The organism is Mariniblastus fucicola, assembly GCF_008087665.1.
In the GTDB taxonomy this organism is placed as follows: Bacteria; Planctomycetota; Planctomycetia; order Pirellulales; family Pirellulaceae; genus Mariniblastus; species Mariniblastus fucicola.
Genome location: NZ_CP042912.1, coordinates 4,771,062 through 4,792,712, shown reverse-complemented (window position 1 = coordinate 4,792,712; position 21,651 = coordinate 4,771,062). Strand labels below are relative to the sequence as shown.

Annotated in this window: 16 protein-coding genes; 6 read left to right on the top strand and 10 right to left on the bottom strand. The window is 52.7% G+C overall.

Features of this window, described 5'->3' with window-relative positions; all coding sequences use genetic code 11:
• Positions 1–24 precede the first annotated feature (24 nt).
• The gene (locus tag MFFC18_RS17725) at positions 25–1,302 is read right to left on the bottom strand and encodes a 3-keto-disaccharide hydrolase (RefSeq protein ID WP_084416892.1); all 1,278 of its coding nucleotides are present in this window, start codon (positions 1,300–1,302) and stop codon (positions 25–27) included.
• Positions 1,303–1,448: 146 nt separating this feature from the next.
• Here MFFC18_RS17725 and MFFC18_RS17720 point away from each other — a divergent pair, with 146 nt between their 5' ends.
• Positions 1,449–2,942 (top strand): SDR family oxidoreductase, encoded by a 1,494-nt coding sequence (locus MFFC18_RS17720; RefSeq protein ID WP_075083022.1) that lies wholly within the window; start codon positions 1,449–1,451, stop codon positions 2,940–2,942.
• Between the two features lie 64 nt (positions 2,943–3,006).
• Here MFFC18_RS17720 and MFFC18_RS17715 read toward each other — a convergent pair whose 3' ends face one another.
• The 4 genes from MFFC18_RS17715 to MFFC18_RS17700 form a co-directional block, all read right to left on the bottom strand.
• Complete coding sequence (locus tag MFFC18_RS17715; RefSeq protein ID WP_075083023.1) at positions 3,007–4,227, bottom strand: glycosyltransferase; 1,221 nt, start codon at positions 4,225–4,227, stop codon at positions 3,007–3,009.
• A 128-nt stretch (positions 4,228–4,355) separates the two neighbouring features.
• A complete protein-coding gene (locus MFFC18_RS17710; protein WP_075083024.1) occupies positions 4,356–4,766 on the bottom strand; it encodes a RidA family protein in 411 nt (136 codons plus the stop codon).
• Positions 4,756–6,612, bottom strand: a complete 1,857-nt coding sequence (locus tag MFFC18_RS17705; protein WP_084416894.1) for a cation:proton antiporter domain-containing protein — start codon at positions 6,610–6,612, stop codon at positions 4,756–4,758. The genes MFFC18_RS17710 and MFFC18_RS17705 overlap by 11 nt, the downstream gene beginning before the upstream one ends.
• A 97-nt stretch (positions 6,613–6,709) precedes the next feature.
• Positions 6,710–9,301 (bottom strand): ComEC/Rec2 family competence protein, encoded by a 2,592-nt coding sequence (locus MFFC18_RS17700; protein WP_075083025.1) that lies wholly within the window; start codon positions 9,299–9,301, stop codon positions 6,710–6,712.
• Between the two features lie 158 nt (positions 9,302–9,459).
• Here MFFC18_RS17700 and MFFC18_RS17695 point away from each other — a divergent pair, with 158 nt between their 5' ends.
• Positions 9,460–10,410, top strand: a complete 951-nt coding sequence (locus tag MFFC18_RS17695; protein ID WP_075083026.1) for a hypothetical protein — start codon at positions 9,460–9,462, stop codon at positions 10,408–10,410.
• A gap of 30 nt (positions 10,411–10,440) precedes the next feature.
• Here the strand turns inward: MFFC18_RS17695 and MFFC18_RS17690 are convergent, their stop codons facing one another.
• Both MFFC18_RS17690 and MFFC18_RS17685 read right to left on the bottom strand, forming a co-directional pair.
• The gene (locus MFFC18_RS17690; RefSeq protein ID WP_075083027.1) at positions 10,441–12,096 is read right to left on the bottom strand and encodes a formylmethanofuran dehydrogenase subunit A; all 1,656 of its coding nucleotides are present in this window, start codon (positions 12,094–12,096) and stop codon (positions 10,441–10,443) included.
• A gap of 24 nt (positions 12,097–12,120) precedes the next feature.
• Positions 12,121–12,393 (bottom strand): hypothetical protein, encoded by a 273-nt coding sequence (locus MFFC18_RS17685; protein ID WP_075083028.1) that lies wholly within the window; start codon positions 12,391–12,393, stop codon positions 12,121–12,123.
• Between the two features lie 273 nt (positions 12,394–12,666).
• Between MFFC18_RS17685 and MFFC18_RS17680 the strand changes: the two genes are divergently transcribed.
• A complete protein-coding gene (locus MFFC18_RS17680) occupies positions 12,667–14,418 on the top strand; it encodes a toxin-antitoxin system YwqK family antitoxin (protein ID WP_075083029.1) in 1,752 nt (583 codons plus the stop codon).
• A gap of 12 nt (positions 14,419–14,430) precedes the next feature.
• Here MFFC18_RS17680 and MFFC18_RS17675 read toward each other — a convergent pair whose 3' ends face one another.
• Together MFFC18_RS17675 and MFFC18_RS17670 are read right to left on the bottom strand one after the other, a co-directional pair.
• Positions 14,431–14,964: a response regulator gene (locus MFFC18_RS17675; protein ID WP_084416895.1), complete on the bottom strand. Its 534-nt coding sequence runs from the start codon at positions 14,962–14,964 to the stop codon at positions 14,431–14,433.
• A 30-nt stretch (positions 14,965–14,994) separates the two neighbouring features.
• Positions 14,995–16,599 carry a hybrid sensor histidine kinase/response regulator gene (locus tag MFFC18_RS17670; RefSeq protein WP_075083030.1) on the bottom strand — a complete coding sequence of 535 codons (1,605 nt, stop codon included), beginning with the start codon at positions 16,597–16,599 and terminating at the stop codon, positions 14,995–14,997.
• A gap of 377 nt (positions 16,600–16,976) precedes the next feature.
• Between MFFC18_RS17670 and MFFC18_RS17665 the strand changes: the two genes are divergently transcribed.
• Genes MFFC18_RS17665 through MFFC18_RS17655 form a run of 3 tightly spaced genes read left to right on the top strand, consistent with a single transcriptional unit; the run spans position 16,977 to position 20,585 of the window.
• Entirely contained in the window at positions 16,977–18,230 is a 1,254-nt protein-coding gene (locus tag MFFC18_RS17665) for an ABC transporter substrate-binding protein (protein WP_075083031.1), read from the top strand.
• A gap of 56 nt (positions 18,231–18,286) precedes the next feature.
• Positions 18,287–20,161, top strand: coding sequence for a sensor histidine kinase (locus MFFC18_RS17660; protein WP_084416896.1), 1,875 nt, complete (start codon positions 18,287–18,289; stop codon positions 20,159–20,161).
• Complete coding sequence (locus tag MFFC18_RS17655) at positions 20,151–20,585, top strand: response regulator (RefSeq protein WP_075083033.1); 435 nt, start codon at positions 20,151–20,153, stop codon at positions 20,583–20,585. The genes MFFC18_RS17660 and MFFC18_RS17655 overlap by 11 nt, the downstream gene beginning before the upstream one ends.
• A 64-nt stretch (positions 20,586–20,649) precedes the next feature.
• Here MFFC18_RS17655 and MFFC18_RS17650 read toward each other — a convergent pair whose 3' ends face one another.
• Positions 20,650–21,648 carry a GIY-YIG nuclease family protein gene (locus MFFC18_RS17650; protein WP_075083034.1) on the bottom strand — a complete coding sequence of 333 codons (999 nt, stop codon included), beginning with the start codon at positions 21,646–21,648 and terminating at the stop codon, positions 20,650–20,652.
• Positions 21,649–21,651 lie beyond the last annotated feature (3 nt).

The following is a 21,651-nucleotide window of genomic DNA, read 5'->3' as shown; positions in this document are numbered from 1 at the left end:
TCGACAATCGCTATCGTTCGCCAATTATCGGTTGCGTGGCTTGAGTTCACGTGCCCCGATGTTTTTGATCAGAATGTCGGTCGTCGGATCGTGACCCTGAAAGATGATCGTGCCGGCTTCCAGACGTTGGCCGCGGCGCGGATTGTTGTCCGGTTCGCGCTGGTCTGACCAGTCCGTGACTTGATAACCGTTGATCCAGACCGCGACGCGAGGTCCGTTGGCGATGATCGTTTTCGAGAACCACTCCTTGTCGTTCGCGTTCACGTGCCGGGCCACCGAACGACGAAAAATGCCACCCGTGCCGCAGTCGACTGGTTTGGAGCGGTCCGAGTCCTTGAACTGATTCTGAATCTGGCTTTCGTAGCCGTTCATCATCTCGCCAGGAATCGAGCGAAAAAAGACTCCTGAGTTCAGACCGTCGGCGTTCGTCTTACACTTCATTGAGAAAACAAAATCGCCGAAAGTTGCTTCCGATTCAATCTGCCCTCGACCGGACAGAATCTGAAGCTCTCCGTCCTCAGTGACCTCAAAACTGCTGTCCAGTTTCTGATCCGTTTTCCAGCCCGTGAGATCCGTCCCATTGAAAATTGGCTCGACGTTCAACGGCTTGAGTCGGACGGATTTGAATTGAGCCAGTCCCGAGTTCAGTTGCAGGCCGATGTAGCCACGACCGATCGCTTTGTCTCCGGCTGGATCGGTGTAGTTGGTAACTTCCTGACCGTCGACATGAACGATGATCTTTGGGCCGTTTGCGGAAATGTGAATGTCGTGCCATTGCTCAAACCATGCCGCGTTACCGTTGCTGACGTCTTCGCCCTTACTGCGGCTAACCAGCGTGCCGGTTGGAAACGGACTGACTTTTTTGCTGGCCAGATTGATCTCGTAGCAATCGCCTGCCGGATCACGAGGTTTCGGGCTGGTGCGGATGAAGATGCCGCTGTTGGTTTCCGCCGGAATCTTGAAACGGGCTTTCAACTCAAAGTTATCAAACTGTGAAGTCGTACGGAGCAGTCCTTTGTCGCCTTCGCTCACCGAGACGACTCCCTGTTCGACTGTCCAGTTGGCTTCTGACGCCGCACGCCAGCCAAATGTTGATTCTCCATCGAAGAGCGCGATCCAGCCTGAATCGATTTCGTCCTGTGACAGCCCCGCGGTCTTGATCGATGCCGCGGAACGCCCTGCCGGTTCAGCTTGGGCGAGAGCATCCGTGCTTGCCGAAAAAATCGTGGTAATGCAAACAATCAGCAGCTGAAATTGGGTCCAAAAAGGGTGGATTTTCCCTGTACCGCTGTTTTGCATCATCGAAAAGCTACCTTAACCAGTCCATTTAATACGGGTGAGGTCGTTTCAACTTTCTGGTTTGTAGAAACGCCAAGTCTGAACATAATAGTCCATCCGGGCATCGACGACCATTTCCGGATCGCCAAGAAGGCACCAAGGCTTACCTCGTGACTGACGCTATCAATTTGCCGCCAAATTCCACCTTCGACTCGAAGGGTAAAACCTACATTCTGCTGACCGGAGCTACGGGCCTGGTTGGGCGCTACCTGTTGCGCGATCTGATTCTGCGAAAAGAGCGCGTTGCCGTGATTGCGCGAGCGTCGGGCAAGCTGAGTGCTCGCGATCGTGTCGAATCGATCATGCAATACTGGGAAAACCAGCTGCAACGAAGTTTGCCGCGTCCGATCGTGATCGAAGGAGACATCTGCCAGGAGAATTTGGGCATGTCTCGCGAAGACGCGCGTTGGGTGGCCAGTTACTGTGTTGAGACCGTGCACAACGCAGCGATTTTGCGTTTCAAGGCTGCGACCCGAGCAGACGAACCGTTCCGCACGAATCTGGACGGTACAGCCAATGTGATTAAGTTTGCCAGAGGACAGGGCATTCCGGATTTTCACTACGTTTCGACGGCTTACGTTTGCGGCAAGACTTCCGAGAGAGTCATGGAAGATCGGCTCGACGCTGGCCAGGAACTGCGCAACGATTACGAACAGAGTAAATTCGACGCGGAAAAGCTCGTGCAGTCGGCGAAAGGCTTTCGCAATGTCACGATATTCCGTCCGGCCGTCATCATCGGCGATTCAAAGACAGGATACACATCCACTTATCACGGACTGTTCCTGTATCTGCGATTGATTTCAATGTTGGTTCCGCATCAGCAGTGCGACGATAGCGGCACGCACATGACTCCAATTCGTTTGCCGATGCAGGGCGACGAACCGCGAAACCTTGTTCCTGTCGACTGGGTTTCCGCCGTGATCGCGCATGTCGTCTGCACGCCAGACGCACACGGTCGCACATATCATTTGACTCCGGAAGAATGCACCACCGCGCGTGAAGTGATCGATAGTTGCTGCAACTATTTCAATTCGGCGGGCGTCGTTTACGCAGGTCCGGATGCAGAGCCAACACCCGAAGACGAATTCTCAAGAGCGATTTTTGAGAACACTCGTATCTACGAATCTTACGACACCAGCGATCCCGAGTTTGATCGCACCAATGTTTCCAAATGGGCGGGCCATCTGCCCTGCCCTTCGATCGACGAGGCCATGATTCATCGCTTCATCACGTTCGGTGAGACAAACCGTTGGGGTAAGAGCCGCGTTCGGACTCCCCAAGTCGAGTACTGGTTTGAGGACGAACTGGAGCGGATCGGAAAATTGGCTGAATCGATCGTCGGTCGTCTGACTGCAACCATCGATGCACCGGTTACGGTCGGCTTGGACATCAAGGGCGAAGGCGGCGGACAATGGACTCTCGCCGAGATCGCAACCGGTATTCGGATCGTCCGGGGATTGCCTGGCGAAGGCAGCCCGATTCTGACGATCGATGGGAAACACGTGGCTCAGTTGCTGGACAAGTTTTCCAGTCAGGATCCAGAGTCAGCTTTTGGGCTTTTCGCAGACCAGTTCGAAAGCACGATCTCACTCGCGTTGCGATAGCTGCGATTTCGCAGCGTTTTGCGTAGTTGGCGGCTTACTGCGGCCAGGCTATTCTGCGGCCACGCTATTCGCTCTCTTTGACCCGGACTCGATTCGCATCGATCGCGTAGGTCACGCCACGCCATTTGACGGTGCTCATGAAGAATGCCTTCAGCACGGCCAGTGGGTGCAGGATTTGAACTCCCGGCAAAGCCAGCAAGCTCATGTCGGACGACGGAGCAGATTGTACGACTTCCGAAGCGTTGCGTTGTGCGATCGCCGCGAGGTTGCATCGCTCGATGACCCACAGCAAAACAAGGTTCAGGATCTGATACACCATCCAAATGATAAACACTGATCGGCCCGCGAAAGTATAGCCCGTCGCGAACATCAGGACGGCAGCAATCGGTGCGACAATCGTTGCCAGACCCGTTGCAACCCCGTGTCCTAAAACGAGGGGCCAACCGGGATGGTGCAGGCGTACGGTTAGCAGCTGCCGGGCAATCCATTCAAAACAATCACTCAGCGTGGTTGCCTCTCTGTTTTCCACAACCAGATTCGGAACGCGATGAAGGCGCAGGCCTTGCTGCTTCATCAAGTTCGTGATGACCGTGTCTTCACAGAACGTCGTCTGCCAATGCTCTCTCAGATTGCAACGTTCGATCGTGCTTTTTCGAACTGCCATCGAACCGCCCCAGGCGATGTCGTAGGCCTGCATCTGAACGACTGCCGCAGCATTCCAGTGCTTGCGAATGAGTGCACCAATCGAGTGGTTGTATGGGGCGAACCATCGGTTGCCGGTCGTCGCGCCAATGGAGGCGTCCTGCATCATCGGAATTGCAAGATCGCGCAGCCAGTTCACGTCGACGATGGCATCTCCATCACAAAATGCAACGATCTCGACGTCGTCGCTCAACTGATCGAGAACGTGAACGATGCCGGAGCACTTGTAGCTACAGTCAGCTTGCGGCTCGAAGAAATGAAGATGTACATTCGAGTTGTGGCTCTCAAAAAAATCTTCGACTTGCTTCGCGGCAGGATCGTCCGGGCTGTCGAAGGCGATGTGCAGTTGATAGTCCGGGTAGTCCTGACCGATCAGCTCTGCGATGCACTCGGGTGTCGATTCCTCGTGGCCTCGCAAACAGAGAATAATGGCTGCCTTGGGGAAGTTCTCCGGCTCCACAGGTGATTCAATTTCTGTTTGGGCGTCTCGATGAAACCAGTAGTACTGGATTACCAGCAAGGTCTGGGTCAGCGACAGCAGAAGTACAACGAGAGTCAGCAAAATGGCCAGGAACGAGATCATTTTGTAAGCGAGGAAAAATCCTGGAACCGAATTGAGAGAGGGATTTAGCGGCGGTTAACAGGCCACTGCTTTATCCTAATCCACTTCGGAATCCGGAGAAGCGGCAAATGAATTGACGTCCAAATTAGTCAGATTTCATCTTCTCGTTCGGCAAAACCACGCAGAGCCGTGACCTCGATCTCGATCTTCATTTCGGGTTTGATCAGGCCAGCAACAACCATGGTGGCGGCCGGTCGGACATCGCCAAGGAATCGTCTCAGGACAGGTTGGACTTCATCAGCATATTCGGCTTTGACGACCGTGTACTGAACACGAACGATATCGGAAAGCGAAAATCCGCCTTCGGACAGCGACTTTTCGATCGTCCAGAAAGCATTCCTTGCCTGGTCGACGGCGTGTTCTGGCATGCACATGGAAGTGTAGTCGTAGCCGGTGGTGCCAGAAACAAAGCACCAGTTGCCTTGCACGACTGCTCGCGAGTAAGCGAAATCTTTCTCAAACTTTGAGCCTGACGAAATCAGTTTTCGGCTAATTGTCATCGCGAATACCGGCACGCTCGATAGCATCTTCCAGAAAGTAGTTGAGGTCTTCGGCCTCCTCGTGATGAAGGACTTCGTAGGCATGTGCAGCACTACGAGCATGATAAAGCTGCTCTCGCATGTTCACGTCACGCGTGATCGCCGTCGCAAACGCAGCCAGAACTTCCAGATGTCGCTTCCGGTCATGTTCTGGCGTCGCCAATAAAAGCACGGCATGAACCGGGCCGTCCGGCGCTCCCAGGTCGATGCCCTCGGAGCTGATGCCCAGCACTCCCGTAATCTCGGTCTCCTGTTCCGGTTCCTCGATGATCGCGTGAGGAATCATCAGGCCTTCGCCAAGGCAGGTTGTTTCGTCGACTTCACGGCGGAGTACCCGGGTCACGAATTCCTCCTGAGTGATCGGCAACTTGTTCGTCGAGTACAACATCGTTGCCAGAGTGTTGACGACTTCCTCCTTTGATTCACCCGTCAAATCAACGGTAATGGATTGCTCTTTTAGAAAGTCAAGCAGTCGCGGGCGGTCCTTGTGATCCTCATCGGCACGCCCCAGGCAGAATCGTGTTGCACTCGGCCCCAGCAACTGATTGATCGCCAAAGCAGAAAGTCCAACCGTCGTGATGGTTTCAATCGTGTCTGCATCGAAGCGATTTTGAGCTCCGATCAGCATGATCAAGCCAACCGCCACGCCGCCGTGAGGAAGCAAGGCCAGACCAAGATAGTTTCGCACCCGATCAGTGACCCCGGCAATGCTCATCGCTGTATATGAACTGATAACTTTGCCGAGTAGACGTGACAGGAAGAACAAAGCGACCAACGCCGCCGCCGTCGGGACTTTCGTGAAGTCCAGCTTCATGCCGGCGAAGGTGTAGAAAATCGCGAATAATACGCCGCCGATCGCAGACAGATAGGCTTCCGCCGAACGCACATTGTCGTGCTGCAAGTTCGAAACCATGATGCCGGCAAACGCGGCAGACAGGATTTCATTGACGCCGCAAAACGCTGCTCCGCCCCACGCCGCCATAATGACCGCGACCATCAATGGGCCAACGAAGGCGGGGCTGACGATAGTGCGAATTAGCAGCTTCGAAATCACGGCACATAGAGTACCGATCAGAAACGAGAGCCCAAATTCTTTCAGGACCATCAGAACCGCCGACCCGATATCGGCCGAATCTGAAGACACAAACGAGTTCATGAACACGAACACGCCGACGGCAACCATGTCGATCAGACAAACGGCTCCGATCAGTGTTCGCGACAACAGCCCGGCGGCGCGAGCCTCTTGTACAACCAGCACCGTCGTCCCGGGAGCACCGGCAATCGCAATCGCCGCCAATAGCAAGGCGATGGTCAGGCTCATCGAATCACCAACAAACATCCGACCAATGAAGAACATCGTCAACGCCACGATCGTCGGCGTAATGATGGCTTCGAAGCACAGCAACAAACCGATCCGTTTGAACGCGTTTCGCATGTTCGGTAAATACAAGGCTGCACCAACCGTAAACGTGATGTAGCTCAATACCAGGTTGGCGATCGGAGAGAAATAACTGTGAGTTTCAGGTCTGGCTACAAACCCATCCATCAGCGTCGACAGAAAATTTGCGACCGGCTCTGGCAGGCTTGAATGCATAAACGTCGCGATCGCGGGCAGAGAAAGCATCCTCAAGAAGATGCCTGTGCCGATCCAGCCAGTGACTTTCGGCAGTTTTAGCTTGGCAAAAATCTCGCCACCGACGATGCCTGCGACCAGAATAGTGGCAACTTTCAGCAACGGGGCCGCGGCAACGGGTCCGGTTTTAACAACCTCTGTCGCCTGTTGGGCGATGAGTAAAACGTGTTCCATTAAATTTTGTCGTTAAGGCATCGAGTTGGGCAAACGGGACCGTTTTCCCAATTTTCATAGCTGGTCAGGCCAGATTGTATGACACCGGCAACCAAATTCAAAGATGATTGAACTGTCGCCACTCGCCTTGAGTCCACGTCATGACTGTTAATCTACCTTCACGATCAACAACACAACGAATAGCGCCGAACTGATTCGTGGATAGCACCTGACATGGATGGCCTTGTTGAAACTGTTGTGTTTCAAAGTCGCCGAACCGACCAGCACCGCAACTCGCAACGACGAACTCGGGCTTACACCAGGCGGCAAATCGTTTCGGATCACTGTTTTTACTGCCGTGGTGAGCCGCAACGAGAAAGTCAACCTGCTCGATCGGATTTCCCAGCAGCGCCTCCAGCCCAATTTTTTCCACGTCGCCGGGAAGCAAAATGCTTCGTCCGTTCCAACGCAGACAAAGGATAACACTCAGCGCGTTGTCGCTGATTGCGTCGAGGTTTGACATCGCAAAATTGGACGGGCCGAGAAACTCTACGGTCAAACTGGATTCCGAACTAGATCGCGTGGCAAGCGAAATCAGATTTCCGCCTTCGACCGTGCGAATCGGAACGGAGTACTGATCCAGCGCCTGCCGCAAAGTCCGTACTGATGCGGCGTCGTCATTTGCCATCATCGGGCTGATCCAAACCGATCCAATGGTGAATCGGTCCAACAGTTCTGGCAACGCATTGAAATGATCCACATCGGCGTGCGAAACGATCACTGCATCGAGTCGGTCGATCCTTTCGTGCCACAGGACTTCCGAAATCGTGCGGGCTGCGTTCTGGGATCCCGACAGCGAACCACAGTCGCAGAGAATGTTCTGACCGTCGGGCAGCTTGATCAAAGCTGCCGAACCATGTCGCACATCGATCACCGTGACTTCCAGCTGCTGCGCATGAGTCCGATTCATTTCTGCGATCCGGTCAGGAACCAACCAGCCAAAAACCAACCACCCAAATCCCAGCAACAAACACCACCGTGGCGGCAGTTTGGTGGATGGGATCACGGCGAAAAGGAAAACTCCCAGATAGAACACCGCGACCGCAAGCCCAGTCGGACCACTGGACCAGAAGTGGCCAGCAGGATGAATCGCAGCCACATCGATCATCCACTGGATGCTGCCCAGGCTGAATCCACAAATCGCCGCAGGAACGAAGGCGATCGGGGGAATGGTGGCGCCGCAAACGATGGTTGCCATTCCAAAATACAATCCGAGTGCCATCGGAATGAGCAGCAGCGGGTTCAGCAGCGGCGCGACGATTGCGATCGAATGGAAATGGTATGCGACCAGTGGGATCGCCATCAGCCAAATCAGAAAGCTGACGCAAAAAGCCGATCGGATTTCTCTACCAATTTTTCGTAGCCATCGAACGGGATCGGAACGCGTTCGAGCGATCAGCTGGTCAACCGGATCCTGTGATGCCGCACTGAAAATCCATGGCTTGCCGATAATGATGGATGAAATCGCCAGAAACGAAAGCTGGGTGCCGAGCGAAAACAGATCGGACGGATTCACGATCAAGACAATCATCAACGCCGTCGTCAAACTGCCCCACGACAGCGCGGTGCGCCCCAGCAGTCTCGCTCCGCACATCACGCAAATTAAAATCGCGGCTCGCAGCACCGTCGGGCGAAACTCAACCAGCCATGCGTACGAAACGACGAAAGCAATCGTCAACAACAAACAGTTTCGACGGCTGATCAACCCCAGTCGCAGTAGAAGCAAGAATCCGCTTGCCAGGATTCCGACGTGCAGCCCGGAGATCGCAAGCAAATGCGAGGCGCCGGTTTTCAGGAATCGATTGCGAACTGCGATGTCCATCTGGTCGCGGTTTCCCAATAGAACCGCCGACGCGAAAGCCGCGTGGTCTGGTGCCAATCGCAGATGCAACTGTCGATCAATCGAGGCTCGGACTCTGGCGCGAAATCCTGCCGTGGAACTGGAAGATGATTGAACCCGCCGTACGGCATCGGTCGAGTCGGCGAAGATGGTTGCAAACTGACTTTTGGCGCGAAAGTGATTCTCGAAATCAAACTGGCCAGGATTCGATGTTGGCCTTCTTCCAATCAAGCTACCGATGACTTCGACCTCGTCACCGCATTGGGGCAGCTTGATCGGAGCCCGGTTTTCTGACTGTTGTTCGGACAAAAACAGGGAAACACGCACCGTTCCCGAAGCCAGAATCCAGTCGCCCGCACTGCGAACCGAAATGACATTTATTTGGAACCGAATTCGTTCTTTCGGTTTCATCGTATCAAGCGTCGGATTCCACGCCGCCGCGGCGACTCGTACAGGTTCGGTGATCAACACGCCGCGGATCGCACTGGCTTCAAACTCGTCGGCAGCAAAATTTCCGATCTCGTTTTCCGGAAACCAATTCCATCGGGAGTGGTGCCACAGGGCTCCGCTGGAAAAAATGGTGATATAAAGAAAGCAGCAAGCCAGCGTTTCACGGCGCGGCCAAGTTTTGCGAATCACAATCCATGAAATCCATGCAAAAATTCCGCCAAGAATTGGAAGCAGCCCGCGAAAGTCTAACATTCGATCTGCAAAGACTCCGAATGCAAAGCAGACCGTCACAGGGATCATCGGTTCGTAGCGAAACCGGCGATCAATTTTGCTGTTGGAGTGGTTTGGCTGGTTCGACACTGGTAGATCCGTATCGTGAAAGGAGGGATCGACATTGTATCAAATAGTATGTGTTCAGGTGTGAGCTAACGTTTTCTCTTGCGAGGGATTGCGGCTGAAATCGATACAAGAATGCGGTTCTTGAAACAGGATCTTTTCACATTTTCAAAGAGTAACTGATGAAATTCGATACTCGGCTCCTGCTAGCCGTGACTGCCTGGGCCGCTCTTTGCTATGCGATGGCGTTTTCAATTCCGCCGAATCTACTCGCATTTTACGCGGTGAAGTTCATAACTGTTGTGTTGGTATTTGCCGGAGCGATGCTACCGCTGGTGGTGGAACTGAAGCATCGAGAGTTTTGGATTGGTTGGTCGAGCACGACGTTGTCACTGATTGCGTTCATGATGATGGGAGGCGTACCCAATCCCGTGGCGGAGCATGTGACCAATGCTGTTTTTCGAATGATGGGCCACGGTGACCTTGATGTGTTTGCTGACTATGGAGAAAACTTCGCAAGAGGAACAATCGGAAGTTGGGTCGCGCTATACTGGGTCGTCGAACTTCACACTGTTTTGTTGTGGGGAGTCGTTGCTGGCTTGATCTGGATGAAGCTTGGTGAACAATCGCCAGGCTGGTTGTTGGGCGTTTGGAGTTTCTTCTGGGCGCTGTCTTTCGCGATGGAATGGTTCGGTGTCGGCGTTGGTTGGTCGGTGATTGTTTGGAGCATGGTCGTCGTTTGCTTTGCGTCGATGCTGCCCTGTCTGGTACTCTACGGCGGTAGAATGAGACCTTTCTGGATAACGGTTGCGATTGGCGGAATTCTGGTTTGCGTGCAAATCATGTCTTCAAAAAGCTATGGCCTGCCCATCGTTGCCAACACGACGATCGCAAATACGTTTCCGAACCTCGCTTTCTATCCTGAGATTGGGAGTCTTATCGTTTTGCTGTCGGTGCCGTTGGCTGCTGTGACCGCTGGCTTGATCACACAAACCGTGGCCTGGCGGAGCAAGAAAGTTGGCATGTCGGAAGATCGACATTCAGTGAGTTCAACGGAGAATAGCAATGAAGGTGACGTGGTCAGCAACGACGATGACAGAAATACGGCAGAGGATGATGAACTAAAGGCTTAATTGCGGCTGGATGAAGCCGCAAACACGTCTCTATTGGACAAGCCTCGCAAACTCGCCCGATTCAACACCGTAGCTTTCAGTCGCGATCGAATACTGCTGCGAGAACCATTTTTCGATTTCGCCCTGAGCATCGATGTCGTAGTCGCGGATCGTCGACAGCGTTCGGCCGTGAACGACGTTGCGGATTTCAAAATCTTCCACCACAACTTTCCCGTCCTTCAGCACGAATCGCGGTACGCTAAACATTTTTTCTTTGTCATCGTCTTCGCGATAGACCACCACGTCCGCATCGGCACCAACACCAAGATGGCCTTTCTGGTTCAGCCCCAGCAATTTCGCAGGTCCGCTGCGGGTAATGATCGCGATCTCGGAAAGTGAATATTCACGATCCATATCCTTGAGGCCGCTAAACTCGAGTACTTTCGAGTTCACCTTGTTCAGCATGTCGGCGCGGAAGCTGCGATCCATCAAAAGTCGAATGATCTGCGGATACGCCATGAAGCTACCACCGTTGGGATGGTCCGTGCTCATCACAACTTGCCATGGATTCTTCACAGAAAGATACCACTCCAGTCCGATCGCCCACTGCAACGAGTGAACGAAGTTTCGATTCTTGTACTCGATCGGCGAAACGCCACAGCCAGATTCGATTTCCGTATCCGCCGAATACCATTTTTCGGCCCCAATTTGCTGAAGGTAGTAGCCGAGCGGACCGTCGCCCGTCATGCTCATCGTTGGACCGAACATGACTTGTCCAACATCGACGCTAAGGTTCGGATTCGCGTTGATGACTTCGGCCAGAGGAGCAACTTTTGAGCACAGCGATGACTCACTTTCGTCACCGCCGCCGTAGCTGTGGAATTGGATGTGCGTCAGGTGTGCTCGTAAGCCCGTAAGCGCCTGCATCGTTCCCAGAGTCGTTTCCCAGTTGCCAGGGATGCCAAGGTTGTTTGTATGGATGTGAACAGGGTGCGGCAGATCGATCGCATTGGCGGCTTGAGCAATCGACTGGAGGATCTTTCGTGGCGTCGTTTTAAAGCCGTCTATCGTCTGATCAAGATCGCGAGCATTGCCCGTTCGTTTCTGTTTCCAAAGCTCCACGCCGCCAGGGTTGACGACTTTCGGCGCGTAAGAGCCCACTTTGCTCAGCAGCCACGCCAGAAAGTTCTGCATGCCCTGTTGGTTTCCATCCGCAGCACACTGCATCACGTACTGGTTGTTGCCGACAAGTGTGAAGAAGCCTGTATCGACGCCAGGGATTACATTGAAATCGTGATGTGCATGCCTGGCCGCCAGCGGAGAGATTGCAGCGTCAAAGCAAGTCGTATACCCCAAGCCCGTGTACTTGTAGCCGGTGGCGAACAGCGAAGGCACGGCTCCCATGTGGCCGGAGTGAAACCATTGCCGATCGAACTCGCGAGACTGTTCGATCGATCGGCGATTCAGATGCGGCATCATCATTCGGGCGGCGTTGACTTTCGAGCCCGCGATGTGGCAATGCATGTCAATGGCTCCTGCCATGACGATCTGACCACTGACATCGATGCGACGTACGCCTGCGGAGGATTGTTGGTCCGCATCAGGCTCGGCGACGATTTTTCCGTCCAGAATCCAGACGTCGATGACTTGATCGACCTCGTTGGTTGGATCTACAACACGTCCGCCGGAGAGGCAAAGATAGCTCATTCGAAATCCGTTCTGGCCGCGAACCTAGCGAGGTTTCCGCGGGCGCCATTTTCGTTTCTTCTTTTTGGGCAAATCGAAAACCGGTTCTTCACCGTCGGCGACTTCCGGGAACAGGCTCAGAAATGCCTCATCGTTCTCGAAACGGTCCTCCAAACCTGAGAGGACTTCATCGAGCTTGCCGTAGTTTTCCGCAATCCGATCGAGTCGGTTCTGGATCTCGGGCGAGTCGGATTTGATCGCCGAGTCATCGATGGTGATTCGGATGCGGCGAAGCTTTTTGTCTGAGAAGAATGCCATACGGCTATTGTCGTTGCAGCCGGTACGATCGGCAAGGGCCGCGATTCCGGATCGCCATCATTTCGCCGGATACCGCTGTCAACCGAAAACTCGGCTCAGTTTCCCAATCGTTGGCTCGGGTTAAAGTGGCTGTGTTGGGAACAGATTCACAAATCAGCCAGCCATTGAGGGAAGTCGATACGATTGACAGGGGAAAATGCACGCCATCTCAGCTCTGCCCTGATAAATTGAAAGCCTCAAGCGGACACTTCCGGATCAAGAACAGCAGTGGCAATGATCGACAGTCGAATCAAGTATTTTGGATTGCGAACGCTCGGAACAATCTTCGTTCTGTTGGCAGTGTTGTGCCACGTCACAACAGTATCGGCTCAGGATTCTGACAAATTCATCACGCCCGAAATCAGACCATCAAAGACGTTAGGCGGACTGCGATTTGGAGGCGAAGACCAGGCGTCAAAAATGGAAGACATCGACGGCGAAGTCTTGCCCAGCGCTGGACTGACGGAACCCGACTTCAGTCAGTTTGGACCTGTCGAAGGCCATTTGTCGACACGACCAACGGCAGCCGATCAGTCTCCATCGCTCGACGCGACTCCGGGAACGACTGTCTTGTCGGAAACTCAGGCGTTGCCAAATCAGTACGAGGGCGAGTTCATGCAACCCGATTGGCTGGGGAAAGACACAAGCGAAGGTCTCGGCAGCAGTCGACGTCCGATGACGCAAAGCAGTCCGCCGCAGCGAATGGTCAAGCCGACGCTATCTGCACCGCGGCTGCAGATCGACGGCATGAAGGCGATCGAAAGTGCCAACCGCGACTTCGATTCGCGAACTCACGAGATTATTCGTGAGCGCTATCCTGACGGCAGCATCAAGATTGTCCGCACGATTGCCCAGGACGCCGATGGGAACTACTACAACGATGGCGGATGGTTGATGTACGATCGCCAGCAGCGTCCGATCGCTTCGGGGACTTTCGTTCGCGGTGCGATGGAAGGCGACTGGGAACGCGTCCATGAGCCCGGAAGTGGCGGCCTGTTTTCTCAAATGCCGTTCAATCTGTTTGAAGGCCCGTACCTTTCAAGAGCCAATTTTGTCCGCAATGAAATCGATGGCGTGTGGACGATCACAGACAAGTCAGAAAATCTGATCTGCTCAATCACTTTTGAAAACGGAGTCCGCAACGGTTTGGCGTCGTGGTTCTATCCGGGCGGAAAAAAGATGCGAGAAGCGACTTTTAAACAAGGCGTTCCACACGGAATCGTTTTGCAGTGGGATCAGCAAGGGAAAATGCAGCGACGCGAACAGTTTGTCGATGGTCGCAAAGTGATCCGCAAAAAGTCAACTTACTCGAATCAGACTTTGGCATCCGAGCGAGTTTTTCGCGATCAGAAACTTACGCCACAGGTCGCTGACAATTGGTGGACGGCCAAACCGGCGACGTTCGATCGGGAAGGTGAAGAAGTTCAGCACGGACCGGTCGCTGAATGGTATCCGAATCGACAACCCAAAATGACTGGCCGATACGTCGACGGTGTACGTGATGGTTTGTTCACCTGGTGGCACGAAACGCACAACAAGAAAGCCGAAGGGGAATTTGCAAAAGGCAAGCGTACTGGACTGTGGCGTTACTGGCATGAGTCTGGCATGAAGCGCAGCGAGGGCCGTTTTGAAGAAGATCGACCTGTCGGTGTTTGGAGAATTTGGAACGAGAACGGCAAAGTCGTCGATGAGAAAACTTTCGACGCGCAGGACACCGCGACGGAATCCAGGAACGATGATGAATCAACGTCAGATGCGGAAATGGAAACTCCGCGTGCGGCTAAGCGAGAAGAGACGGAGGAGCCTGCCGGTTCCGAAACCGTGTTGGAGCAGCCTGATGGCACTCCAGAAGATTTCAGCCTCGACATCGAAGATGCACCTGAAACGCAGGACCCCGATGTTGACAAACTCGAACGGATCGAAGGCGAACCAGTGCCCAGTAGCGATGATGCGCAACGGGATCCCGGTTCAATCACAGGCGGGTGATCGACACCACCACTAGCCAACCATCGCGGTTTCTCGCGGATCGACGCCCAGCAGTTCCACGATGTTATCGTGGACTTCTTCGAATTTGAAAGGCTTCTTCATGAAGACGTCGGCGCCTCGATCCATCAGTTTTTCTTTGACCGAACTATTGGACACAGCGGTCAGGACGATGATTGGAATGTGTTTCGTTTCAGGCGTGGCTTTCAGTTCTTCGATAACCTGATCCCCGCGCAATCCAGGCATGTCGTAGTCCAGAACGATCAGGTCTGGCACGCTCTGTTCCGCTTTCTTGAATCCTGAAAGTCCGTTGAACGCTCCCTCGGTTTCGAATCCTCGATGCCCAAGTCTTGCCGTCAAGCCTTCGACCAGATCCTTGTCGTCGTCGATATGCAGAATCGCCGGGGCCATGATCAGTTGTGGCTCGAGGCAACGTGGTTTTAGGTTTACGGAAGCCGGATCCCGAAAGTAGATTTTCTCACCAAGCTTGCCGATGCATTTTCGGTTTCGTTCAGAAGGATTTTGACTGTCATTCGATGGATTGGTCATGAGGATTTTACAAGAATAGGATGTCGAGAATTAGTAAGTTGTTTTGCACTGCGACGAGCGTTTCACGCGACACCACGCCGGAGTGCGTGAGTCGTGATCGCATGCGTCTGTGATCTGGCAGGTTGCCCAGCCCAGAAATTGGTCTTTGCTTTCGAGGCAGCTGGTGTCCGAGACTGCAAACTTCACGCTTTGAGCAGATTTTGGAGTGTCGACTGTAGCTACTGACCAAGCTGCTTCTAGCATGTCGACGACGACGCGTGGATTGGAGTCAGTCATGCCAAACAGGATTCGGAACTGCCCCGGCGTTCTTTCCAGAATCAGGGCTTCGGCTCCCAACTGATCGTTAAGAAACTTCTCCAGACAGCCCTGCTGTGGGTCACGGCTGTCTGGACTTTCTGTTTTGCGCGTTTCGACATTAAGTGCAACGAGCTGTTTGCAATTGGAGCTGTCGAGAACGGTTTCATGAAAAGCACTAAGTTTCGAGCTCAAGCTGGTGCCCGCAAGGTGAATCGAGAACTTGCTGCCATGTCCAATTTTGCTTTCAAGAGTCAGTTTGCCGAGGTTCAGTTTGGAGAGTGCATTTGCGATGCTCAACCCAAGCCCGAAGCCGTGACAGCTGGATCTGGACTCGTTCAGTGTTTCGCCCTGTTGAAATCGGGAGAAGATCTTCGACGCCAGTTCCTTCGAGATTCCCGGACCGTTGTCGATGACGGATAGCGTATGATTCCAGGGCGAATCTGAGCATTCTGCTTTGATCAGAATCTTTCCGCCAGGTTGCGTGAACTTGATTGCGTTGGTGACCAGATTGGTCAAGACGCGTCCCAATTTCTCGCTATCGCAGAACGCAAACATTTCGTCGGGGACGTCGGCAATGTTCAGCTGAATCTGTTTTCTTCTGGCGTCCTGTTCCACCAGTTCAAGTACATTTTCAATAACTGGAGTGATCGCATTGTCGCGACGAGAAACCGTGATTAGTTCAGATCTCAGTCGGCTGCTGTCCAATAAATCGTCCACCATGCGGGCAAGATCATCAGTCCGACTGATCAATGTTTCCAGTCTGGAAGACTGTTTGTTGTTTATCGGGCCATCGATGCCTTCCTTGATCAGAGAGGCGAATTCACGAATCACGGTAAGTGGAGTTCGGAACTCATGCGAAACGTCGTCCACAAACTCATACGAGGTCTGGCAGAGTTTTTGTAGCCGCTGGTTTGCTTTTTCCAGTTGGCTGTTCGAATCATGAAGGCTGCGATTGATGTTGTAACGCTCGATCGAAAAAGCGATTGCCTTGGACAGCAACACTTTGTCGATGTCAGACTTTGGGATGAAATCACTGGCTCCCAATCGGATCGCATTGACTCCAATGTCCATGCTGTCGCATGTCAGAACGACGATCGGTAGATCGGTTGCGTCGACCAACTTCGAAACGGTGTCCAATTTTCTCGAATCAGGCAAATTCAAGTCGCTAAGAACGGCATCGTAGTCCTTGCTGTCGAGTTCTCGAATCGCTTCGGCCAACGTATCGACGCAACAAATCGAACCGTTGAACAATCTGTCGTGGCTCAGAGCTCGCTCAACCATTTCACGATCGATCGGGCAGTCTTCGACAAGCAGAATTGATTTCGGGGTTGTAAACATGTTGGCTGTCGCTGAAGGACATGAGGCGTGGTTCGTGTCGTCGCGATGTGATCGTTGGAGAACTCATCGGGTTTCCAACGCTAGTTTCCGCTCATGGTGAGGGAGGTGGGTTTCTGGAAACAATTCGCAAAAGGAGGTTTTCCCACATCACGAACGTTTCGGAACTCATAGGGAACTGATGACCTACGTTACACGGGCTTCGATTCGTTTGGCTTGCAATGAAAGCGATTGCCAAACGGTTCACACGGCGTTGTGCGTGAAATGAAAACTCTGAGTTGGAGCAATAGGGCAAAACCTATTTCCATGCGAGAGCGGGCACCAACCGATACACGCGAGCTCTCCCGTTTCCCAGATTGGCAGTTTGGCCAGAAATTGACATGAATTTATCCCGACGAAAGTTTCTCAAATCATCCGGCGTTGCGTTTGCAGCTTCGATGGCGCCGTACGTTTACATTCCGAAGAAGTTTAAGCTCAGAGTCCTTGGAACTCATGTAACGCTGCAGGAGGAGATTCGAGTCCAGGCTGAGAAAGACCTTGGAATCGAAATTCAGTTTCAGCCCGGAGGAAGTGCAGAAGTCCTGCATCAGGCATCGACCCGTCCGGAATCATTTGACCTCTACGAGCAGTGGTCCAACAGCATAAAGGTCCTCTGGCAAGCAAGGTCCATCCAGCAGATTGATGCGAGGAGGATCCGTTACTGGGACGAAATCAACGGGATCTCGAAAGTCGGTCGACTGACAAAGAATTCGAAACTGGGCGCTGGCGATGCTCCGCACAAAATGGTCTACGTCCAACCCGATCAGTCGCTGGGCGCTCGACCAGGCAACAACATTTCGTTTCTTCCCTACGTGCACAATGTCGACTCCTTTGGCTACGACACCGAGTTCGTCAAACAGGGGCAACCTTATCAGACGGAAAGCTGGGGATGGCTTTTGGACGAGCAGTTTCACGGCAAAGTTGCTCTGGTCAATGCTCCCTCGATTGGGATTTTCGACGCCGCGCTCGCAGTCGAAGCGGCAGGGCTAATGAAGTTCGAAGACATTGGCAGTTTGACTCACGCTGAAATTGACCGACTGTTTGAAATCCTGATCGGTTTTCGTCGGAAAGGTCACTTTCGAGGTGCCTGGAGCAGTGTGCCGCAGTCCGTGGACATGATGCGAGACCGTGAAGTTCACTTGGAAAGCATGTTTTCGCCGGCAGTTTATTCGCTTCGAAGCGAAGGTGTGGATTGCGTTTACGCCTCGCCGAAGGAAGGCTTTCGCGCGTGGCACGGTGTCATGTGCCTTTCATCGCGAACCAACGGCGCGAAACAGGATGCAGCCTATGAGTTCATGAACTGGTGGTTATCTGGTTGGCCTGGAGCCTACATCGCGCGTCAGGGATACTACATTTCCAATCCACGGAGAGCCAGACAGCATCTGAGTCAGTCAGAATGGGACTACTGGTACGAAGGTAAACCTGCGACCGAAGATCTCCTTGGAACCAATAATTCCGTCGTTGCCAAAAAGGGACGTACACGCGACGGCGGTTCCTATCAACGACGATTCGACAACATCGCGGTTTGGAATACCGTCATGCCGACTTATGAGTATTCGCTTCGCGCGTGGCAGAGTTTTCTCGCCGCGACGTAATCAAATCCAGTTGAACCCAACCTCTGAATTCCCTCCTTGATAACTTTCGCAAACCTATGAGCAATTTCACTTTAAAGCACCGAATATTCGGAAGCCTGATGCTGATCGCCGTGTTTTTCTCGGTCGGAAAGTTTGTGGACTGGTTTGGCGACAGTCATATCCAGGCGCGACAAAGTACGGCTCGGCGAATGAGTTTGATCAACATGGACGTGTTGCAATTGGAGTTGGATACGCAACAAATTCGACAAAGTGTGGATCAGTTTGTGGAAACAGGTCACGAGTCGTTCTCAACTGAAGTTGAGCGATGTTGCAACGAAGTGTTGGCGAAAGTTGGAAGTGATACTGCAAAGAATGCAGACGCGGAGATCCGAAACCGGTATGAGAAAATTGGCGCTCACCTGAGAACCTATTTAAAGAACTTTGAGATGGTTGTGGCGGAGCGGGAGATTCGAAAGTCTCTTCGCGACAAAAAGTTTCAGTCGATCACGGTCAAGTTCTTTGAGCAGATTGAGCTGACCCGAACTGAGATTGGTCAGTCAAGCGAAACGACGTTCGACAACCGAGGGTTGTCCGATTGTGAGGCAGCCATCCGGAGCGCGAACCTCGCGTTTTTGAGCTACTTCGATACACCGGATTCGACTGCAGCCAACAAAGCGATTTCCTCGATTTTGGAAGCGAAAACCTGTCTCTCAATGGTGCAAGCTGCTCCAGACCACGCTGAACGATTGGAGAAACTGATCGAAGAGTACACGGTCACCGGGATGAGAATGGTGCACGCAACCCGCAGCTATTTGTACTTGCGAAACGTGGTGATGGCGGGTGAGCAGTCAGAGATCAGCTTTTATGCACGCGGTCTGCGCGAGCTGGCAGCGGGAAAGCTAAAGCAGATTAATATCGAAAACGAAAGGAAGATGGCATCGACCCGGATAATGGTTCGAACCATCAACCTTGCAGCCGGGCTTGCGTCGGTCCTGGTTGCGGTGTCCCTCGCGTACAAGATTCTACCGCCGATTACGAGGTTGACGAGTTGTTTCGAACGCCTGTCGGACGGAGAGAGTGTGGATTCTATCCCCGGGGAAGACCGTCCCGACGAGATCGGAAAAATGGCACGTGCGGCAACGGTATTTCGAGACTCCAACAACCGAACAAGAGAGCTTTTGGAAGAAACACGTTTGCTTAATTCGGAGTTGGAGCGGAAGTCGGTCGAACTGAAAGAGAAAAACGACGAGCTTGACGACTTTGCCTATGTTGCGTCACACGATCTAAAATCGCCGCTGCGTGGAATTCGTCAATTGGCTCAATGGATCAACGAAGACGCCAGAGATCGCCTCGAATCGGCGTCGCAGAAACATATCGATCAATTGCTGGGCCGCGTCGGCAAGCTGGAATCGCTGTTGGATGACTTGCTCGATTTCTCACGAGTCGCCACGGGAGATTCCATGGCAGAAATGGTCGATCTGGGAGAGCTGATCGAGGATGCTGTGGAGATGTTGGACAACCCGCATGAGATCAATATTCAGTACGACATTGACGTTCCACAATTGAAAATTACCAAAGTGCAGTTCGAGCAGGTTGTTCTAAATTTGGTCGGAAACGCGATCAAGCACAATGACAAGGAAGCTGAGGGCTGTATTCGAATTCATGGTCGCGTCACTGAAGAAAATGAGTTGATGCTATCCGTTGCAGACAATGGTCCCGGAATTCATCCTGGCAACCATGATCGCGTTTTTCAAATGTATCAACGAGTTGGAGATGCTCAGGTGGAAGGCAGCGGCATGGGGCTCGCTATCGTTAGAAAACAGGTTCGAAAATCGGGCGGCGATATTCATGTTGAGTCGGATATCGGAATGGGAGCTGTTTTCGAACTGTCCTGGCCTGTAGAAATCGAATGCGTCGAGAATCGCGAGCGGGAGTTGTGCCATGAGAGATGAGAAACCCATCGTTCTGATCGTTGAGGACGACGAAGTTGATACGGAAGTCGTCTGTCGGGGCATCGAGCGTCGCAAGCTTGACTGTGATGTTCGCGATTTCAATGACGCTTCCAACGCACTTGCCTACTTACGGGATCTTCCTCCGGCGACGGCTGAACGTGTTATTACATTGCTGGATATCAATATGCCAGGCATGAATGGGCACCAGTTTCTCAGAGAGTTGAGGAAAGATAGCCTGCTGCGCAAGAATATCGTTTTCGTTCTGACGACGTCCCGACATCGACGCGATATTGCGGATGCGTACGACTCCAATGTTTCGGGATACTTTATCAAAGCCAAAATCGATCTGCTTTTTGACGTGTTGGAGATCTTCATCAATTCCGTTGAATTGCCGTTGGGCAGTGATTCCGATGTCGTCCTGTAAGTCTGCGGATAGCCAAACTCAACTTTAGATCGATTCGGCGTGACTTCAATCTCTCAGCCAGAGTTCAGGGCTGAATGTTGAATCGAGGCTTGCGGCTCGCGATCAACGCGGACTCATAAGCTCTGCGAACCATCGTCTTGGAGGCTTGTGATTCCGGGTCGAAGTCATGGACTTCGATCGAAATTGAATCGTTGGCTTCGGTGTCCAAATACTTCGCCAGTGACAGATTGTGCGATTCGTCGAGGTGCTGAAGAAGCCGTTCACGCAAGTTGTCGGTTTGCCCGATGTAGAGATATCCTGTGGCGTCGCTGAAGATGTAGATGCCCGGGTGTTCGTTGAGTAACTTTGGGTTGTCCAGGATGTCCTGAATCGAATGTGAGCTGACATTGCGTCCCCAGTCAGCGATTCGGGTTATCAGTTCCGGACGCAGACGCCGAGCTTTGCGTAGTTGAAATGCGGCTTTGCGAACTGCGTAGCTGTTGATCGAGTCGTCGATTTCTTTGGCCGCCTGATCGAACTCGGCCCTTAATTCGCTGTTGCACATCATGCGATCGATTGAGCATTGATGTTTGTCCGACATGCTTCGTGTGACGATCTCTGCGATGTGTGAGACGGACGTCGTGTCGATTCGTTTTCGTTTTGTAGTTTTGGATTTGAGTTTCCCGGCCTTACGAAGATTCATCAGAGCCCAATTCAGATCTTCCGTCGTCGGCATCGTTTTTTCGTCAAAGCCAGCATTGGATTCGTTGATCAAGTCCTCGCAACTGGACAAAAATAAATCATTGAGTTCACTTTGCAAAATGACTTCATCGGAACTCCAGCCATCGTGGGTTGCTCGAAATGCATTAATGACCACGGCATTAACTTGCTGTTGAATCCGGCGGGACGAAGTCTCCTTTAAAGCTTGTTCTTTCGCGTTTGTTTGGCTTTGCGTCTGCCCAAACGAAGCGGACGTCGTCATGGCAATCATCAGCATGCCGACAATAAGCATCAGGACTTGAGATCTTTGCGAACGAAGCGCTATGAGCTGTCGGTCGCGGATTCCAGAATTCAGACTAATCATGCG

What these genes read in the sequence shown, in the direction of transcription:
- MFFC18_RS17650 (WP_075083034.1), bottom strand. Translation starts at nt 21,648, where the DNA reads ATGATTAGTCTGAATTCTGGAATCCGCGACCGACAGCTCATAGCGCTT.
- MFFC18_RS17695 (WP_075083026.1), top strand. Translation starts at nt 9,460, where the DNA reads ATGAAATTCGATACTCGGCTCCTGCTAGCCGTGACTGCCTGGGCCGCT.
- MFFC18_RS17715 (WP_075083023.1), bottom strand. Translation starts at nt 4,227, where the DNA reads ATGATCTCGTTCCTGGCCATTTTGCTGACTCTCGTTGTACTTCTGCTG.
- MFFC18_RS17680 (WP_075083029.1), top strand. Translation starts at nt 12,667, where the DNA reads ATGATCGACAGTCGAATCAAGTATTTTGGATTGCGAACGCTCGGAACA.
- MFFC18_RS17725 (WP_084416892.1), bottom strand. Translation starts at nt 1,302, where the DNA reads ATGATGCAAAACAGCGGTACAGGGAAAATCCACCCTTTTTGGACCCAA.
- MFFC18_RS17670 (WP_075083030.1), bottom strand. Translation starts at nt 16,599, where the DNA reads ATGTTTACAACCCCGAAATCAATTCTGCTTGTCGAAGACTGCCCGATC.
- MFFC18_RS17675 (WP_084416895.1), bottom strand. Translation starts at nt 14,964, where the DNA reads ATGACCAATCCATCGAATGACAGTCAAAATCCTTCTGAACGAAACCGA.
- MFFC18_RS17660 (WP_084416896.1), top strand. Translation starts at nt 18,287, where the DNA reads ATGAGCAATTTCACTTTAAAGCACCGAATATTCGGAAGCCTGATGCTG.
- MFFC18_RS17665 (WP_075083031.1), top strand. Translation starts at nt 16,977, where the DNA reads ATGAATTTATCCCGACGAAAGTTTCTCAAATCATCCGGCGTTGCGTTT.
- MFFC18_RS17690 (WP_075083027.1), bottom strand. Translation starts at nt 12,096, where the DNA reads ATGAGCTATCTTTGCCTCTCCGGCGGACGTGTTGTAGATCCAACCAAC.
- MFFC18_RS17685 (WP_075083028.1), bottom strand. Translation starts at nt 12,393, where the DNA reads ATGGCATTCTTCTCAGACAAAAAGCTTCGCCGCATCCGAATCACCATC.
- MFFC18_RS17710 (WP_075083024.1), bottom strand. Translation starts at nt 4,766, where the DNA reads ATGACAATTAGCCGAAAACTGATTTCGTCAGGCTCAAAGTTTGAGAAA.
- MFFC18_RS17705 (WP_084416894.1), bottom strand. Translation starts at nt 6,612, where the DNA reads ATGGAACACGTTTTACTCATCGCCCAACAGGCGACAGAGGTTGTTAAA.
- MFFC18_RS17655 (WP_075083033.1), top strand. Translation starts at nt 20,151, where the DNA reads ATGAGAGATGAGAAACCCATCGTTCTGATCGTTGAGGACGACGAAGTT.